This window comes from Desulfonispora thiosulfatigenes DSM 11270, from assembly GCF_900176035.1.
In the GTDB taxonomy this organism is placed as follows: Bacteria; Bacillota; Peptococcia; order Peptococcales; family Desulfonisporaceae; genus Desulfonispora; species Desulfonispora thiosulfatigenes.
Map to the genome: position 1 here is coordinate 14,540 of NZ_FWWT01000017.1, position 17,990 is coordinate 32,529.

A 17,990-nucleotide genomic window follows, 5' to 3' on the forward strand; every position below is an offset into this window, starting at 1 on the left:
TTGCCTAAATTTAAAGGCATTTAAAAATCTAAATTAGGCATTGACTGAGCGGATAAAGTTTATTACAATTCAATTATTGAATTAGTAATTTAGTAAACGAGTAAATTAGTCATCTAGTGAATAGCAAGTTCGTGAAATTGGCAAAAATAGATGGAGGTTATAAAATGAAAATACCAACTACTTTAAAACATAAACCAGTCATTGTATCAGAAAACTATGAAAATGTTGATGGCAGGGATGCCTATAATTCTGATACGAAAGGGCTTTCATTAGGGTTAGCACAGTGGAATGATCGAGGAAAGGTAGATATTTCAGCTAAAGTATGGAGACATACAGGAGGAAAATGGTCAAGACAGTCAGAGGAATTGCCCCTACACCGTGTATTAGATCTTGCAATTTTAGTTTGCAGAACAAAACTTCATTTTCAAGATGCGTATCGTTATGAAAACTTATATGACCCAAAAGACCCAATAATTGATAGAGTGGGTTTACAGGGCGATGCCATGACAGTAGAAATATGTACAGATAATTCAAAGATAAATGAGGATATTAAATTATTTAGTCAAGCACTTAGTGATGATGGCGAAATGATTGGAGAACGTCTGCGTACATTATCAAGAATATTAAAGGAAATGGGTTATTAATTATTTAAGCGTAATTATTCAATATTTAATATAAAGGATGGTAGCCAAAATGATAAAAGAAACAGCACGTGGAACTAGAGATTTTCTTCCGGAAGAAGTTGAGTTAAGAGAAAACATGAAAGAAACAATACTCAAAACTTACCAAAAATTAGGCTTTAAACAAATTGAAACTCCTTTAATTGAAAACATAGAAAACTTAGAAGGCAGCGAGGGTGGAGAAAACCTTAGTTTGATTTTCAAAATTCTAAAAAGAGGAGAAAAGTTAGATTTAGAAAGTAAAAACTTAGCAGATTTAGGTTTGCGATATGATTTAACCCTGCCTTTAGCAAGATACTATGCAAATAATCAAAATAATTTAGAAGTACCATTTAAAGTAGTACAAGTAGGTAATGTATTTAGAGCTGAAAAACCACAAAAAGGACGTTTTAGACAATTTATTCAATGTGATATTGATATAATTGGGGAGGATGAAGTAACAGCTGAAATAGAACTTATCTATGCTACCAGCAGAGCCTTAAAACAATTAGGATTTGCTGATTTCACCATAGAAATCAATGATAGAAGATATTTAAAAGAAAAATATTTAAATGCTGGATTTACAGAAGATAAGTTCATGAGCTTTTGCATTATCTTGGATAAAATAGACAAGATAGGACAAGAAAAGGTTACAGAAGAATTAGTGAAAGCAGGCTATGAAGCTGAGAAAATAGATAATCTCTTTAAAAGTTTTGAATCTGAATGTGAAAATGAAGATTTGCAGTTTGTAATGAAAAGTTTTGAAGATGCAAAAGACGTTAAGATAAAATACAATCCTTTTTTAATCCGTGGTATGGGTTATTATACAGGCATAATTTTTGAGATAAAAGATAATGAATTAGGCTTAGCTATCGCTGGTGGTGGTAGGTATGATGGCATGATTGGTCAATTTCAAAAGGATAAAGTTTCAGCTGTGGGATTTTCAATTGGTTTTGAGCGTGTATATGAAATTCTTAAAAAGCTTGACCATAAAAAGGCTGAGGTAAAAGAAAAAGTCGCGCTAGTTTATGATAAAGAAAATGTAGGTAAAGCTTTAGCTTATTTAGAGGAACATGGGGATAAAGAAAATCAGACTATCGGTATTTATAGAGTTAAAAATAAGAATAAAATAGGTAAACTCTTAAAGAAAATAGAGCAAAATGGTTATGGCGAAATTGTCAAAATCTTAAATGACTAATCAACAAAGAAGTTTATATAAATACCGTCCATAATTAATAAAATATTTTTCTACATAAAGCTAGATACGAATCAAAAGATTCATGTCTAGCTTTATATTTAGGAGTAAAAGGAGGGTAAGAAGGTGGAAAAGATAAAAGTAATTCATTGCGGTGATATGCACTTTGATACAGCTTTTTATGGTTTAACTAGGGATAAATCAGAACAACGGAAGGAAGATTTGAGGGAGAATTTTGGACGGATAATTGATATAGCAAAACAAGAAAAAGTAGATTTAATTTTAATTAGCGGGGATCTCTTTGATAACTTAAGCACAATGAAAACTACGATAGATTTTATCATCAAAAAGCTTCAGGAAATTCCTCATATTAAAGTATTTATTGCACCAGGTAATCATGATCCTTACTTTAATAAGTCCTATTATACAATGTTAAAATGGCCAGAAAATGTTCATATTTTTAAAGATGAAATAAATCATGTATTATTACCTGAATTAAATACATGTGTATATGGTATAGGTTTTGGTAATCAGCATGAGCCTGAATCTTTAATAGAGGGCTTTTCAATTGACCGCCCTGAATTGATTAATATAATGGTATTACATGGTGATGTAGTGAGTTCTAGTCAATTAACGGAATATAATCCAATCACTATCAAGCAAATTGAAAATAGTGGATTAGATTATCTAGCTTTAGGTCATAAACATGCTTTTACAAAGATTAATAAAAATGCAAATACTTCCTGGGCCTATTGTGGTACACCTGAGGGAAAAGGATTTGATGAGCTAGGGCCAAAAGGGATTATTATTGGTGAAATTGGAAAAGATTATATAAATTTAAAATTCCGAGAAATTTCAAAGCGAATTTATTATGAAATAGATGTGGATATTAGGGGTTGTCTTACTTATGAGGACATAAAACAAATTATTACGAAGATGACTGCCCTTGATAAACAAAGACAGAATAATTTATATAAAATTATCTTAATAGGTGAAATAGAGCAAGGATTTAATATTTCTACCCTCATTGTCGAAGAAAAGATTAAAGACGAGTTTTATTTTGTGAAAGTAATCGATAATACTGAATTAAAAATAAATTTCGAAGTATTAGCAAAGGAATATTCCTTATTGGGTATTTTTACTAATAATATGCGTAGTTTACTAGAAAATTGTAGCGATGATAATGAGAAAAAATTATACGAAGATGCTTTAAAAATGGGACTTCAAGTATTAAAAAATGAGGAGGTGAAATAGTGTTACTTAAAAAACTAAAGATTAATAGCTTTGGGAAATTAAAGGATCTGGAAATTGAATTTAGTAAAGGTTTAAATGTGATATATGGAAAAAATGAAGCAGGTAAAAGTACGATGCAAGCTTTTATTAAAGCTATGCTATATGGGATGAATTCAAGGAAGCAAGATATCCGTGAAAATGATCGAAAAAGATATGAACCCTTAAATGGGGATAAAGCATCAGGTGAATTATATTATTTAGATCGAGATAATAATGAATATTTAATTAGAAAAACCTTTGGATCTTCAAAATCTTATGATCGAAAAGAAGTAATAAATGCAATTACTGGAAAAAAGGTTGATCAGATAAATGCTGATGCACCTGGAGTTGAACTTCTAGGAATTGGGGAAGAAGCTTTTGAAAGATCACTTTTTATTAGACAATTAGGCTCAGAAGTTTCTAGAGATAAAAAAGACGAATTAATGAATAAATTAACTAATCTGCACCAAAGCGGGGATGAAAATGTTTCTTATTGGACGGCACTAAATATGCTAGAAGAATTCAAAAGGGAATATACCACACCTAGAGGAATGGGAAAATTAGATAATATTTCCGAGGAATATTCTCATTTAAAGCAAGAACGAATTTCTATTTTAAGACTTCATGAAGAAAATATAAGCGATCAATTAGAAGTTAAAAATAAAGAGCACCAAATAGCTGAAATTACGAGACAGATTAAAGAATTGGATCATAAAAAAACAAGATTAAGACAATTTAAAACTTATCAAGAATATGAAAATATTTTAAAATATTATAATCAGTTAGAAATACTGTTACAACAAGTGAAAGATGCAAAACTTGATTTAAAGTTTGCTGATTTAGTTGTTGATGAAACATATATAGAAAAATTAAAAGAATTAGATAATGAATATAGAAATCTCCAAGAAAGATTTAAAGAAGTAGAAGAGAAAAACAAAGAACTATTTTCCCAAAAACAAGAAAAGGAAGAAAAACTTAAAGATTTTCAAGGATTTGATACCTTTGAAGAACAAATAGAGTTAAAAACTCATAATGTGGCAAATGAAATTAAAAATATTACCAAAAATATAGAAGAAATAAACAATTTAAAGGTAGAATTAGATACTCAAAAAGAAAAATTGAGCAAGGAAAGAGAGAAGTTAGGATCATTAATTAAATTGGAGCAAGTTAATGAAAAATTAGAAAGTGAAATTGAAAATAATGAACAAAGGATAAATAACTTAAAACAACAGCTTGGCTCAGATGCTAAGCTGGATAATCTTGAACTTAGGAAAGATATTATCCTAGAAAAAGCAAATACCAATAAGTTGATAACATTTAGTGGGGTAGCCCTTGTTATTGGGGGATTAATCGGAGGTTTTTTTCAAAACTATATTTTTATACTTTCAATACTTGGATTATTATTAACTGGTTTTGGATTTAGTAGAAAGGGTAATATTGCGAAAGATTTACATAAAATAGAGGAAGAAATACAGAGGTCAAAAAATGATAATGAAATCCACCAAGAAATTAATATTCTAACAAAAAGTCTGCAAGAAGTTTATATGGAATTAGCTGTAACAGGATATCAAGATTTTCGTTTAAAAATGAGGCAATATAATGAACATAAAACTGAAATTGAATTGCTTAAAAATGGGATTAAAGCTAAAGAAAATATCTTAGTAAGAGAAGACTTAGAAAAATTAACTAAAGAATTAACTGCGCATACTGAGTATATACAGTCTATTTTGTTAACAAGTAAAACGGAAGATATACAAGAATTCACTAATAAAGTACAAAATTATAAAGATTATCTCTCTGAATTAGCTAATATTCAGGATGAACTAGCAAAAAGTAATGCGTGGGTTACTGAAATAAAGGAAAAGGTAAAAGAAAAGGAAACAGCATTAAATACAGAGTTAGCTAAAGTTAATGAAGATAGTAGTGATTTACTTAAAATTAATACTATAATTCAAAAATTACTAGAAAAATTACAGAGAAAGAATGAAAGTGAACGAAAGTTTACCTCAACAAAACAAACTTATGAAGAACTACTAAAAGTTAGAGAAATATCAGCTATAAAAGACTATGTATCAAGTAATACCTTTACCAGTGAGGACGAATTAAGTTTTAAGAATAGTAATGAAGAGGAAATTGATAAGAGCAAAACTGCCAAAAATGGAGAATTACTGGCTTGTGAAAAGGAATTACGAGATTTAGAGAATAAAATAAAGAATCGTTTTAGTAATACCAATACACTTGATGAAATTGATGAACAGCTAGGAGATCTAGAAGAAAAAATTAAATCATACCAACAAAAAATTAAGGTGATAGACATCGCAATCGCTAATATTAATAAATCTTTTGAGGAAATTCAAAGAAGCTTTGGACCTAAGTTAAATAAACAGGTAGGTAATATATTAAGTAAAATAACCTTAGGTAAATATTCGGAAATTAAAATCTCGGAAGACTATGATATTAAAGTAATTGATCCTTCATCATCTAGTGACCTAGAAGTGGGTTATTTTAGTAATGGTACTTGGGATCAGATATATTTTGCTTTAAGATTGGGGATTGTTAATTTAATCTTTGATCCTGAGGATTCATTCCCAATAATTTTAGATGACGCCTTTATCCAGTACGATGACTTAAGATTAAAAGCTGTCCTGGAATACCTATATGATTATTCTAAGGAAAAACAGTGCTTTTTATTTACGTGTAGAAGCAGAGAAGTTGAGTGTGTCAAAGCCTATTCAGATGTGAATTTTATTACGTTAAAAAATTAAAGAGAAATTTAGGTCATAATTTACAAAGTTTATTATAACTATAAAGATAGGAGGGCAAGTTAATGGGAATAAATATAAATATGAAGAGACTTTTCTTAATAATCTTATTCCTGGTTTCAACCCTTTTTATAGGATGCGTGCAATTAGGTGGAAATAATGAATCTTCAAAATTTAAAGTTCATTTCATTGATGTAGGTCAAGCTGATTGTATTTTAGTGCAAGATGGAAATAGCTCAATGCTGATAGATGCAGGAAATAATGGGGATGCTGATTTAGTAGTAGATTATATTAAAAGACAAAAGATAGATAAACTTAATTATGTTATTGGAACTCATCCTCATGAAGATCATATTGGAGGATTAGATGCTGTAATTTATAATTTCCCGATAGATAACTTATATATGCCAAAGGTTTCGCACACTACTAAAACCTTTAAAGATGTAATAAAGGCTGTAAAAGATAAAGGATTAAAGGTTAAAACTCCACTCCCAGGGACAAACCTTAATTTAAATACGGCAAAGGTTACGATACTAGCACCAAATAGTAGCTCATATGAAGAACTTAATAATTATTCGATAGTGGTTAAAGTAGAATATGGAGATTCCTCTTTCTTATTTACAGGTGATGCTGAAGAAATAAGTGAAAATGAAATGGTTTTAAACGAATATAATTTATCTGCAGATGTTTTAAAGGTAGGACATCATGGAAGTCATTCTTCAACAACACCAGAATTCTTAAATAAGGTTAATCCTAAACATGCTGTAATCATGGTAGGAAAAGACAATAAATATGGTCATCCGCATCAAGAAAGTTTAGATAAATTAATGGATAAGAACATAAAAGTTTATCGTACAGATGTGAATGGAACTATCGTTGCAACCTCAGATGGCAAAGATATATCTTTTGGTTCAAATTAAGGAGGTCTGGACTTTAATGAAAGTCATAATTGATAGATTTGCAGGAAATTATGCAATTTGTGAAAACGAAAACAGAGAAATGATAGATATTGAAAAAAACAAATTGCCAGTAGAGGCAAAAGAAGGAGATGTACTAATAATAGAGCGCAATAATATCTCTATTGATTACGAAGAAACAGCAAAAAGAAAATTAGCAGCAGAGAAATTATTAGATGATCTTTGGGAATAAATTCAGATGATAAATTTATCATAGAAAGCTAATTTACAGAAATTATTTCACAGGCTCTTTCACACTCTCCTAGATGTCTTCAAAGTAAGTAAATCTAAGAGCACAGCTTTTAATAAAACTGTGCTCTTAGAAATGAACTTTAAAGATATATTTTTAGAATAGATTACACAGTTTACCTGACATACCTAACTTTAAAGTGGAATTTAGATTCCCTAATTTGCTTTAGGTATCCATCAGGCATTCATATTTTGAATTTCTTCATCAATTTGTTTCATTTTTTTCTCAAAATGAGGTTTCCACCACACTTTATTAATAATAAAACCTAGGAGCATTGGACCTAATATAATAATAGACCAAAGTATCGCAAAATAACCCCAAGCTGCACCAGTACTATGAACTTCTACAAGTGGCCACATAAATTATACCTCCTTTATTAACTTAAAATATTATTGTTGTCTTCAATATTACGCTTTTTAATATAAAACCAAATACTTTGAATTTTAGGGCTACTATTTCTAGTTAAAAGACTTCCAAGGATCATACCAACAATAACTCCACCTGCTGCCCAGTACATTCCTGCTAAAGAAGAATGGAAGACAAACTGAGAAAGAACTGGTGCGATAGCTCCAACGCTGATACCAATTAAACCGCCTGCAATAGTAATGAATCTTAATGAAGCAAACATTAAAGGAAGAACTACTCCAAATAAAACTATTAAGCGGAAAGTAAAGGCAAATACGGTAGCAGATACAATTGATTTAACTAATAAAGCTAACCCCATTCCAATAAATAAAGTAGCAGCTGAACTTAATCTTGTTACTAATAGGATTTCTTTTTCAGTAGTATTTTTACGTAATTGTTTATAGATATCGTTTACAAATACTGTTGGTGAAGAAAATAGCATCGGTGCTAAAGTTGAAAGAATTGCAGCCATAACACCTGCTAGTAAGATACCTGCAAACCATGGACTAATTTCCATAGCAATCATCGGAAGCGCCATTAAGTTTGTTGCTTCAGGAAGATATGTTTTAGCCATAATTCCTAAGATTGCAAAAGGAATAGAAAATAAAGCGATAATACTTGCAGAAATTAAGAAACTGTTTTTTGCATCTTTTGTATTTTTAGCACTAGCTGCAACATTAAAGGTAATTTGATGAATGATAGGTCCAGAAGAAATAGCTAAAAACCAACCTAATAAAGTAGTGAACCCCATACCTGATACATTGAAATAACTTTGAGGAAGTGTAGCTACAGCTCCGTCAAAGCCACCAGCATAGTTTAAAGCTAAAGGTACAGCAAGTGCCGCTGACAATAACATTATTCCAGTATGCATAATATTAGTCCAGGCAGCGGCGACCATTCCACCCATAATCATATAGCCAGCAACACTAACCAAGGTAATTAAAATACCATAGTGGACAGGAATATTAAATAAGGCAGCAAATATACCTGCAGCACCTAGAAATTGCATCGAAAGAACGATTAAATCTTGACAAAGCCATAAAATAGCAGTTGCAAAACGTCCCTTTTCCCCATATAAAGTACCAATAAACTCTGGTAGAGTTAAGATTTTTAATCTACGAAGAATTGGTACAATGAAAAAAGAAGCTAAAACTAATCCTACTGCAAAGAAACCAGTATAAAAGCCAGGATACATTCCTTTATCAAAAGCTTGTTGGGTAATACCTATAGAAGCACCAGAACCTTCCCAACAACCACAAAGAATTGCGACTAAAAATAACCAACCAAAGTTACTACCACCAACTAAGAAATCAGGCGTCGATTTTACCTTTCGTCCAACAGCAAGACCAAGGATATTGGTTAAAATCAGATATCCGACAATGCAACCAAATACAATCTTCATTTTTCTCACTCCTTAAATTTTGTAGGACTTGAGATGATTTTTATTGGTATAAGAAATAATTAAAGTTTAATGAAAAATTATAAATTTATGTCTTAAACAAGTGAAGTATAAACTGTTTCTCCTCCGACAATTGTCTCTAAGACATTAATATCCTTGATTTTTTCAGGATTACATTCTAAAGGATTTTCATCAAGAATAACTAAATCGGCAAATTTACCAACCTCAAGAGAACCTTTGGTTTTTTCTTCAAAGTTTTGGTAAGCTGAGTTTATTGTTACAGCCTTTAGGGCATCTAAAGGACTGATTCTCTGCTCTTTTCCAATAACATTTCCATTACTAGAAATGCGGTTAACTGCAGCATACATGGAAAGTAGTGGATTTTGCGGAACAACTGGAGTATCACAATGAATATTAAAAGGAATATCTCGATCAAGAGCTGATTTGCATGGATCTATTCTAAAGGCACGATCTGGTCCTAAAAAAATGTCACGATGTCTATCTCCCCAATAATACGTATGAAGGGCAAAGAATGAAGGAATTATATTTAATGATTTAATTTCATCTAATTGTTCTTCGCTAGCTGTTTGACAGTGAACTATTACGTGACGACAATCATCCCTGGGATTTTCCTCTTGGGCTGTACGATAAGCTCGGATAATATCTCCGATAGCAGCGTCGCCATTACCATGAATTACACATTGCTGATTAGCATTATGGATATTTTTGACCTTTTCTAATAACTCATCATAACTCATCCATGGATACCCATTATAATTATCAGCATTATTTCCTGGTTTATAATAAGGCTTGCTCAAATATGCAGTATAACCTTGAATAGAGCCATCAGCAAATGATTTAACCCCACCTAAAGTTAATTTGTCACTTTCAAAAGATAATTCAGGATTTGTTTCTATAAGTTCATAACTTGGATTCATTACTACTCTTATTTTTAAATCTTTATTTAAAACAGATTTTTTATAGTTTTCAATCAATTCAAACGATTCCACCAAGCCATCTGATGCAGAGGTTACACCTACTTGTGCATATAGGTCTGATGCTTTAGCTAATAATTCAAGTCTTTCTTCTTCTGGCAAGTCAATACTTAAACTACCAATTAAAAACATAGCAGTTTCTTCCAAAAATCCATTTAACTCTCCCTCAGAATCTTTACCTATAACTCCACCTTCAGGAGTAGGGGTATCTTGTGTTATCCCACAAATTTCTAAAGCTTTACTGTTGGCAACACCCATATGTGAAGAAACATGAGTTATCCAAATTGGATGCTCTGTGGATACTTGATCTAATTCAGCTCTGGTAGGATGACGCATTTCTTGAATAGAGGTATTATCATAGCCATATCCATAAATCCATTGTCCAACTGGAACTGTCCTAGCTTTTTCTTTTAAGGCATTAATATAATCGCTGATGCATGTGTTTTTTCCAACTGGTGGATTAGCAAGATTAGCCTTAATTAAAGATTCAGCTGCCATACTAAAATGTCCGTGCGCATCACAAAAGCCAGGAATCATAGTTTTACCCATCAAATCTATTACTTTAGTATTTTCATCTTGATATACTAACACTTCTTCGTTGCTTCCCACTGCTAAGATAAGGTTATTTTTAACAGCTAAAGCGCTGACAACTCTATTATCATTATCAACCGTGAGAACTTTACCATTCACATAAATTAAATTTGCAATTTCCATGTGTAAAATTACACCTCCAAGAATAATAGATATTTAGAAAATAAGTGTAGAAATAAAAGTATGAGAAGTAATTTGTGCTTCTAGTTCACTCCTTTCGTGGTGGATGAGATTTAAATTAAATTTATGCGAGGTATTTTAAATTTATAATAGTTAATTTAAAACTTATTTATAGGTTGTACATTTAAGATGAAAGAAATATTTATACATTAGGAGTAATTTTATTAGCCTTTTGGCACATTCTGTATTTGATACTACTGTTTACTGTGATAAAATAATGAAAAATGCGAAAATTTGCTAATTAGGAAATTTTGTGTAGGAGGCAAGAGGATGAAAAGAAATGTTATGGAAATTAAAAACATGCTTGAAGATAATGGGGTATTAATCATTTTTTCAGGTAGGTTTTCTCAAGGTATAATTGAAGAGTTAGGGGAAGCATTAAGAAAACATTTAGATTCTGATGAAACCCCAAAAAATGAAAAGTTTAATGTTTTTTCTGTATTTATTGAACAAACCCAAAATATAAAAAATTACTCTAGCACGCAAGAAGGTAAGAGTAATTATGATAAGATTGTAAATTCAGGTATAGTTTCTATTGGAAGATCTGATTCAGGTTATTATGTTTGGTCGGGTAATTTAGTACACAATAGTGATTTAGAAAAATTAACCGGCTATATAGATTCCTTGGCTAATTTAAGTAAAGAGGAGTTAAAAAAACGGTATAAAGAGCAAATTAAAAAGGATATTTCTCCAGATAGTATAGGGGCAGGATTAGGTATCATCGATATGGCCAGAAAATCTAAAAGTCCAATGTCCTATTCGGTAAATAAAACAGATGGTGATATGTCATTTTTTGAACTTAAGGTTAGTGTATAGGAGATGATATTATGAATAATTTACATATTGAAAAGACAAGTAGCACTCCAAAAATAGATTTTAATACTGAGACTAAGGTTATGAAAATTGACGGTCAATCTTATCCAGAAAATGCTTTTAAATTTTATGAACCAATTCTAAGTTGGATTGATGAATTTTTAGAAAACGAACAAGAAGAGATATCTATAGAAATAAATTTTCATCTACCCTACATAAATTCAAGTAGTACTAAATGTATAATGATGATGCTTGATAAATTTGAAAATCATTTTAATAAAGGTAAAAAAATCTCTGTAAAATGGTATTATGACGTGGAAAATGAAAGTAGTTTTGAATGTGCAGAGGAATTTAAAGAAGATCTTACCTTACCTTTTCAAACAGTAATAGAAAATACTTGATCTATAAGAAAACAATTTAATATCTAGGAGTGCTAAAGATGCCTAAAATTAAAGAAGGGTCAAAGGATGTTAATTATAAATTGTTTGATAATAACTCCTTAAGGATAATAATTTTAGCAAGTATAATTATAATTTCAGCTGTAATTGTAACAGGTGGAATTAGCTATGTTATTACAAAAAATGCAGTAATAGAAAAGCTACAAAATAGGGATCTTTTTTATATTGCTCAATCAATCACAGCAAAGGTTGATGCTCGTATTGAAAAGGCACAGGAAACTTCACAAGTACTTGCTAAAGATTCAATTATCAAAGAATGGATACAAGGAAAAGAAAAAGATGAAGAAAAGGGTATTTTAGCTAAAAAAAGAATTGCTGAGGTAGTCAAAGATCATGATTATGATAGCTCTTTTATTGTCAGCAATTTAACTTATAATTATTGGACAGAAGATGGAAAACTTATTGATGTTATGTCTAAGGATGATGAAGATGATTCCTGGTTTTTTGATGTGCTTGAAAATAATGAGCCAATTTCTATATCCTTAGACTATAATAATGAACGAAAAAATACCTTTGCATTTATGAATGCTCTCATGATGGATAAAGAAGAAATATTGGCTGTTGTAGGCATAGGTATTGATTTTAAAGATATTTCAGAACAATTTAAAAGTTATAAATTTGGTGAAAAAAGTAATATGTGGCTTATTGATAAGATTGGGAATATATATATATCAGAAGACACTCATCATTTAGACAAAAACATTAGTAACTTTTTACCACATAAAATAATAAATTCTGACAATTTTTCTTTTGATCAAGGAGATAACTCTGCGAAGGTTATCGACTATAAAAATGCTGACGGTATAACTTATGATTTGATTTTCCAAAAACTTGAGTCAACTGATTGGGGATTAATATTACAGATTCCAAGGGAAGAAAGTATAGCTTTTATTGATTCGATTAAAATTAATACTTTAATTGCTTGTCTAATCACAATATTTCTTTTAGTTATTATGTTTTATTTAATTTCAAATAAAATTGCCAATCCATATAAAAGAGCAATTGAGCTTAACAGAGAAATGGAGCAAATAGTAAAAGAGAGAACATTAGAGCTAAAAGAAAAAAATCAAAATATTATAGATAGTATTGAATATGCCAGAATGATCCAAGAATCAATTCTCCCTAGCCCAAAGGAAATGGACACTATATTTAAAGAAAATTTTATATTTTGGAAACCTAGAGATATAGTTGGGGGAGATTTTTACTATACGAAGATTTTTGAGAGTGGATCCATTGTTATTATAGGTGATTGCACGGGTCATGGGGTTCCAGGAGCTCTAATGACGATGACTGTAAATTCCATTTTGAATTATATTATTGATGAAGAAAGTATTAAAAACCCAGGAAATATTCTAAGTAAGTTAAATATTCACTTAAAACAAACCCTTTATGGACGAAGTACAAATTCAGATATTGATGATGGCTTAGATGCGGGAATTGTCTATATCGGGGGTGCTGGTGAATGTATTTTTGCAGGTGCTAGAATTTCTTTATTAATTAATAACAAGGATAAATTTGAAGTCTTAGAGGCAGATAAAAAAGGAATAGGGTATAAAAACACTCCAGATAATTATGATTTTAAAAACCAAAATTTTAACCCACAAAAAGGTGATATAATTTATATGACAACAGATGGATATATCCATCAAAACGGTGGGGAAAAGGACTTTTCTCTGGGTAAGACAAAATTCATGGAAATTTTACAAGAAGTATATGAATATGAGCTATCTGAGCAAAAACTTACACTTGAAGAAAAGCTCTTATCCTATATGGGTGAAAACCCTCAAAGGGATGATATTGCCGTGATTGGATTTAAACCGCCCATAGTTAAAAGGGGGTGAATTTATGAAAGATACTGATATTAATAATATATTTCAAAAAGAAATGATGATTATCGAAAATGCCTTGCTTGAAATTGAAGAAAACGAAGACTTAGGAAATATTTCGATAGATAAGTTTGCAAAATTAGCTAAGGACTATCACAACTTGTTAAAGTTATCAAAAAAGGTATTTAAAATAAGCGACTCACAAGGCAAAGAACTTAAAATTAAAACTACTGATATCTCTAATATTCTTAATAATTCTCATCAAGGTTTTTTGACCTTTACTAACAATTTAAAGGTAAATAAAGAATATAGTTCAGAATGTTTAAGGATTTTTGAAAAAAGGATTGCAGGAGAAGATATTACACAATTATTATCAAATGGCAATTCTCAAAAAGAAAAAGAATTTAAAGAAACCTTTACGAAAATATTTGAAGAATCAGTATGTGAAAATAGAAAAGCTCTATTAAAAAAATTGCCAAATATTATACATTTAAGGGAAAGCATTATTAATTTAAATTATCAACTTATTACTCAAGTAATTGAAGGTAGTAAGGATCTAATAATGCTAGTTCTCACCGATATAACTGAAAGGCAAAAAATAGAAGATCAAGTAGTATATTTAAGCTATCATGACAAACTAACCTCTTTATATAACAGAGTATATATGGAAAGTATTATCCCACAGCTCGAATCAGAAGAGGCGATGCCTTTAAGTTTAATCATGGCGGATATGAATGGATTAAAATTAACTAATGATGTTTTTGGTCATGAAAGTGGCGATAAGATTTTAGTAAACGCAGCCAAGGTACTATTAAGTTCCATTAGAAAAACTGATTATGTAGCTAGGTGGGGGGGAGATGAGTTTCTTATTATACTTCCTAACACTGATAAAGAAAAATGTGAACAAGTATGTGAGCAAATTAACCTAAAAGCTAAGCAGGTAGAAGCAGATCCAATCGAAATTAGCTTAGCTTTAGGGTCTGCCACTATTTGTAATCCGGATACTAAAATATTCGAGTTATTAAATATCGCCGAAAATAGAATGTATAGTAATAAAATCACAGAAAGTAAACATATCAGAAGAAAAATAATTTTAAATATGAAAAGCACCCTGTATACTAAATGTTTTGAAGATCCAGAACATTTTACAAGGATGCAAAAAATGGCTTTAAATTTTCTTTCATTTTTAAAGTTTAGATCTGACGTAATAGATGAACAAATCGTACTTGATTTTATCGAGCTACATGATATTGGTAAAATTGCTATTCCTAAAGAATTATTAGCTAAAAATGAAACCTTAAAAGAACAAGAATGGGAAATTATGAAAAACTATACTGAAGTAGGTTTCCGCATGGCAAAATCTATTGATGAAAACTTTCTAGCGGGTAATATTTTAGCCTTACGGGAAAGATGGGATGGCTTAGGTTATCCTTACGGTCTAGAAAAAAATGAAATACCATTTTTAGCAAGATTCTTATCAATAATCGAAGCTTATGATGTTATGACCCATTGGCGTCCTTATAAAAAGGCTATAAGTAAAGAAAAGGCTATGGAAGAACTAAAGATTAATAAAGGCAAACAATTTGATCCAGAATTAGTGGATTTATTCTTAAATAATATTGAAGATATTGTTTCTTAATAAGGGATAAAAGGATGATTGTGTGGATAAAATAACGACCATTGCACTACAAAGGTTAGTTATATTTAAAGATCTAAATATAGAAACCATTAACCTTTTAACAGAAAAGGCAAATTTAGTCGATATGGAAAAAGGGAAAACTATATTTATAGATAAAGACGAAGTAAAGCAAATATATATAGTAGTTACAGGCAAAGTATCTTTATATAAAATATCGGAATCAGGGCAAAAGAAAGTAATTTTCATTTTAGATCAAGGTAGCTTAATTAATGAAGTTATTTTAGATGATTTATCAGCCTCAATTAATTGTGAAGCCTTTGAAAAAGGTAAACTTTTAGTTTTTGCAAAGAATGATTTTTTAGATATAATGAAACAAGATTTTGAACTTACTAAAAATGTGCTCAATTCTTTTGCCATAAAAGTGCGCAGACTATATAGACAAATGAAAAATACGACTACCCTAAATATGGAGAAAAAACTTGCAGCTAAGCTTTGGAAATTATCGAAAGACTATGGGCAAGAGGTGGAAGAAGGGGTGGTTATTAATTTAAAGATTACGATTACCTATTTAGCAGATATGTTTGGATGTGCTAGAGAAACTACCTCAAGAGCCTTAAAGAAACTTGAAGATTCAGGATTAATAATAACTAAAGGCAGGAAAATAATTATCCCAGATAGAAGTGAATTAGCAAAGTATTTTAAGAGCTGTGATTAATATCACAGTTTTTTTTGTATACAAAACCTATAATGTAATCAAGCCAACAACAACAAGGAGGAATGAACATGGGATTCAAATTAAGCGTAAATACTTTTAATGAAGCGTTAAAAGAGATCACTAAAGATTATAAGATTTATGCACCTAAAACATTTGAAGGCATGGGAGCATTTTCTGATACGGATGTAATTAGATACGGAGAAATTACAGATATTAATGAAGTAGTATTTGAGCAAAAATCAAGTTTTTCCTTTAAAGAAGTTATTATGCCAATCACTCAAACTTTATTTTACTTTACAGAAGATAAATGGCAAGAGCCAAAAATTGATGCCAAAGATATTTTAGTATTATTAAGAAGTTGTGATTTACACGCTGTAAAAAGAATGGATGAAATTTATTTAAACAATGGTGCGATAGATCCGTATTATAAAGCTCTCCGTGATAAAACTAAGTTTATCTTAATGGGATGTGAGCATAGTTTTGATAATTGTTTTTGTGTAAGTATGGGAACTAATACAACTGATGAACACGATGCCTATATTAAAAAAGATGAAGATTATGTTTACTTTGATGCAAAAAATAGTGGATTAGTAAGTTACTTTACTCACAAAGAAAAAGAAGTAGTAGAACTAGAGCCTGAATTTGTAACGCAAAATGAAGTAAAAGTAAAAATTCCAGATAATTTAAATCAAGATATTATGAACTCTAAAATGTGGGAAGAGTATTCTGGAAGATGTATAGCATGTGGAAGATGTAATTTTGTCTGTCCAACCTGTACCTGTTTTTCAATGCAAGATATATTCTATAAAGATAATCCTAATGCTGGGGAAAGAAGAAGGGTTTGGGCTTCTTGTCAAGTAGATGGATATACTGATATAGCTGGCGGTATGCAGTTTAGAAAAACTAAAGGTGAAAGAATGAGATTTAAAGTACTTCATAAAGTATATGACTATAAAAAAAGATTTGGCTATCATATGTGTGTTGGTTGTGGTAGATGTGATGATATTTGTCCAGAATATATTTCTTTTTCGAATTGTATCAATAAATTAGAAAACGGAATGAAAGAGGTGGCTTCTAATGAAAGATAATGTATATATGCCTTTTCAATCAGAAATCCTTGAAATTAAACAACACACCGATATCGAATATACCTTTAAAATGTCCTATAAGGGAAATGTAAAACCAGGTCAATTCTTTGAAGTTTCTCTTCCTAAGTATGGCGAGGCTCCTATCTCAGTTTGTGGACTGGGTGATGATTATATTGAACTTACTATTAGGAGAGTAGGAACTGTTACTACCGAAATTTTTAATTATAAAGTTGGTCAAAAACTCTTTTTAAGAGGGCCTTATGGTAATGGTTTTGATATCGAAAAATATAAAGGTAAAGAAGTAGTTGTTGTAGCAGGAGGAACAGGATTATCACCAGTTAGAGGAATTGTCCAGTATTTTGCAGATCACATGGAGGAAGTAAAAAGCTTTACCTTGATTGCAGGGTTTAAAAGTAAAGATGACCTTTTATTTAAAGATGATTTAGCCAAGTGGGAAAAGAAAATTAACCTTATTGTGACTGTAGATAAAGCCGATGAAGATTATCAGGGTAATGTAGGCTTAGTTACAAAATATATAGCTGATTTACCTATAAAAGATATTAATAATACAGAAGTAATTATTGTTGGACCTCCTGTAATGATGAAATTTGTAGTGAAGGAATTTAGTGCTCTGGGATTAGCTGAAAATAAAATATGGATTTCATTTGAACGTAAAATGTGCTGTGGCTTAGGTAAATGTGGACACTGCAAGATCGATTCAACCTATGTATGTTTAGATGGACCAGTATTTAATTATACAGATGGTAAATTCCTACAAGACTAAGGA

16 protein-coding genes are annotated in these 17,990 nt (G+C 30.6%); 13 read left to right on the forward strand and 3 right to left on the reverse strand.

Features of this window, described 5'->3' with window-relative positions; genetic code table 11:
* The first annotated feature begins 164 nt into the window (after positions 1-164).
* The 6 genes from B8965_RS06755 to B8965_RS06780 all read left to right on the forward strand — a co-directional run bounded on the left by B8965_RS06755 (position 165) and on the right by B8965_RS06780 (position 7,037).
* Positions 165-644 (forward strand): DUF6530 family protein, encoded by a 480-nt coding sequence (locus tag B8965_RS06755; RefSeq protein ID WP_084053085.1) that lies wholly within the window; start codon positions 165-167, stop codon positions 642-644.
* A gap of 49 nt (positions 645-693) precedes the next feature.
* Positions 694-1,857, forward strand: a complete 1,164-nt coding sequence (hisS, locus tag B8965_RS06760; RefSeq protein WP_143334243.1) for a histidine--tRNA ligase — start codon at positions 694-696, stop codon at positions 1,855-1,857.
* 123 nt (positions 1,858-1,980) lie between these two features.
* A complete protein-coding gene (locus B8965_RS06765; protein ID WP_084053087.1) occupies positions 1,981-3,108 on the forward strand; it encodes a metallophosphoesterase family protein in 1,128 nt (375 codons plus the stop codon).
* Positions 3,108-5,891, forward strand: a complete 2,784-nt coding sequence (locus B8965_RS06770; RefSeq protein ID WP_159446296.1) for an AAA family ATPase — start codon at positions 3,108-3,110, stop codon at positions 5,889-5,891. Before B8965_RS06765 ends, B8965_RS06770 begins: the two co-directional genes overlap by 1 nt.
* A 62-nt stretch (positions 5,892-5,953) precedes the next feature.
* A complete protein-coding gene (locus B8965_RS06775) occupies positions 5,954-6,808 on the forward strand; it encodes a ComEC/Rec2 family competence protein (RefSeq protein WP_242941949.1) in 855 nt (284 codons plus the stop codon).
* Positions 6,809-6,824: 16 nt separating this feature from the next.
* Entirely contained in the window at positions 6,825-7,037 is a 213-nt protein-coding gene (locus tag B8965_RS06780) for a DUF3006 domain-containing protein (RefSeq protein WP_084053089.1), read from the forward strand.
* Positions 7,038-7,270: 233 nt separating this feature from the next.
* Here B8965_RS06780 and B8965_RS06785 read toward each other — a convergent pair whose 3' ends face one another.
* The 3 genes from B8965_RS06785 to B8965_RS06795 form a co-directional block, all read right to left on the reverse strand.
* Positions 7,271-7,453, reverse strand: coding sequence for a hypothetical protein (locus tag B8965_RS06785; RefSeq protein WP_084053090.1), 183 nt, complete (start codon positions 7,451-7,453; stop codon positions 7,271-7,273).
* Between the two features lie 17 nt (positions 7,454-7,470).
* Positions 7,471-8,901: a sodium:solute symporter family protein gene (locus tag B8965_RS06790; RefSeq protein WP_084053091.1), complete on the reverse strand. Its 1,431-nt coding sequence runs from the start codon at positions 8,899-8,901 to the stop codon at positions 7,471-7,473.
* A gap of 92 nt (positions 8,902-8,993) precedes the next feature.
* Complete coding sequence (locus B8965_RS06795; protein WP_084053092.1) at positions 8,994-10,607, reverse strand: amidohydrolase; 1,614 nt, start codon at positions 10,605-10,607, stop codon at positions 8,994-8,996.
* Between the two features lie 327 nt (positions 10,608-10,934).
* Between B8965_RS06795 and B8965_RS06800 the strand changes: the two genes are divergently transcribed.
* The 7 genes from B8965_RS06800 (at position 10,935) to asrB (ending at position 17,987) form a co-directional block, all read left to right on the forward strand.
* Complete coding sequence (locus tag B8965_RS06800; protein ID WP_084053093.1) at positions 10,935-11,480, forward strand: SiaB family protein kinase; 546 nt, start codon at positions 10,935-10,937, stop codon at positions 11,478-11,480.
* Between the two features lie 11 nt (positions 11,481-11,491).
* Positions 11,492-11,878: a DUF1987 domain-containing protein gene (locus B8965_RS06805; RefSeq protein WP_084053094.1), complete on the forward strand. Its 387-nt coding sequence runs from the start codon at positions 11,492-11,494 to the stop codon at positions 11,876-11,878.
* A gap of 38 nt (positions 11,879-11,916) precedes the next feature.
* Positions 11,917-13,776, forward strand: coding sequence for a SpoIIE family protein phosphatase (locus tag B8965_RS06810; RefSeq protein WP_084053095.1), 1,860 nt, complete (start codon positions 11,917-11,919; stop codon positions 13,774-13,776).
* Between the two features lie 4 nt (positions 13,777-13,780).
* A complete protein-coding gene (locus B8965_RS06815; protein ID WP_084053096.1) occupies positions 13,781-15,400 on the forward strand; it encodes a bifunctional diguanylate cyclase/phosphohydrolase in 1,620 nt (539 codons plus the stop codon).
* A 22-nt stretch (positions 15,401-15,422) separates the two neighbouring features.
* On the forward strand, positions 15,423-16,115 hold the full coding sequence (locus tag B8965_RS06820; protein WP_200805888.1) for a Crp/Fnr family transcriptional regulator: 693 nt from the start codon (positions 15,423-15,425) through the stop codon (positions 16,113-16,115).
* Positions 16,116-16,183: 68 nt separating this feature from the next.
* A complete protein-coding gene (asrA, locus tag B8965_RS06825) occupies positions 16,184-17,203 on the forward strand; it encodes an anaerobic sulfite reductase subunit AsrA (protein WP_084053097.1) in 1,020 nt (339 codons plus the stop codon).
* Positions 17,193-17,987 (forward strand): anaerobic sulfite reductase subunit AsrB, encoded by a 795-nt coding sequence (asrB, locus tag B8965_RS06830; protein ID WP_084053098.1) that lies wholly within the window; start codon positions 17,193-17,195, stop codon positions 17,985-17,987. Before asrA ends, asrB begins: the two co-directional genes overlap by 11 nt.
* Positions 17,988-17,990 lie beyond the last annotated feature (3 nt).

Bases quoted from the DNA above. Each gene is read 5' to 3' on its own strand.
- asrB (WP_084053098.1), top strand. From the start codon at position 17,193: ATGAAAGATAATGTATATATGCCTTTTCAATCAGAAATCCTTGAAATT.
- asrA (WP_084053097.1), top strand. From the start codon at position 16,184: ATGGGATTCAAATTAAGCGTAAATACTTTTAATGAAGCGTTAAAAGAG.
- B8965_RS06790 (WP_084053091.1), bottom strand. From the start codon at position 8,901: ATGAAGATTGTATTTGGTTGCATTGTCGGATATCTGATTTTAACCAAT.
- B8965_RS06810 (WP_084053095.1), top strand. From the start codon at position 11,917: ATGCCTAAAATTAAAGAAGGGTCAAAGGATGTTAATTATAAATTGTTT.
- B8965_RS06780 (WP_084053089.1), top strand. From the start codon at position 6,825: ATGAAAGTCATAATTGATAGATTTGCAGGAAATTATGCAATTTGTGAA.
- B8965_RS06785 (WP_084053090.1), bottom strand. From the start codon at position 7,453: ATGTGGCCACTTGTAGAAGTTCATAGTACTGGTGCAGCTTGGGGTTAT.
- B8965_RS06795 (WP_084053092.1), bottom strand. From the start codon at position 10,607: ATGGAAATTGCAAATTTAATTTATGTGAATGGTAAAGTTCTCACGGTT.
- B8965_RS06800 (WP_084053093.1), top strand. From the start codon at position 10,935: ATGAAAAGAAATGTTATGGAAATTAAAAACATGCTTGAAGATAATGGG.
- B8965_RS06805 (WP_084053094.1), top strand. From the start codon at position 11,492: ATGAATAATTTACATATTGAAAAGACAAGTAGCACTCCAAAAATAGAT.
- hisS (WP_143334243.1), top strand. From the start codon at position 694: ATGATAAAAGAAACAGCACGTGGAACTAGAGATTTTCTTCCGGAAGAA.
- B8965_RS06815 (WP_084053096.1), top strand. From the start codon at position 13,781: ATGAAAGATACTGATATTAATAATATATTTCAAAAAGAAATGATGATT.
- B8965_RS06775 (WP_242941949.1), top strand. From the start codon at position 5,954: ATGGGAATAAATATAAATATGAAGAGACTTTTCTTAATAATCTTATTC.
- B8965_RS06755 (WP_084053085.1), top strand. From the start codon at position 165: ATGAAAATACCAACTACTTTAAAACATAAACCAGTCATTGTATCAGAA.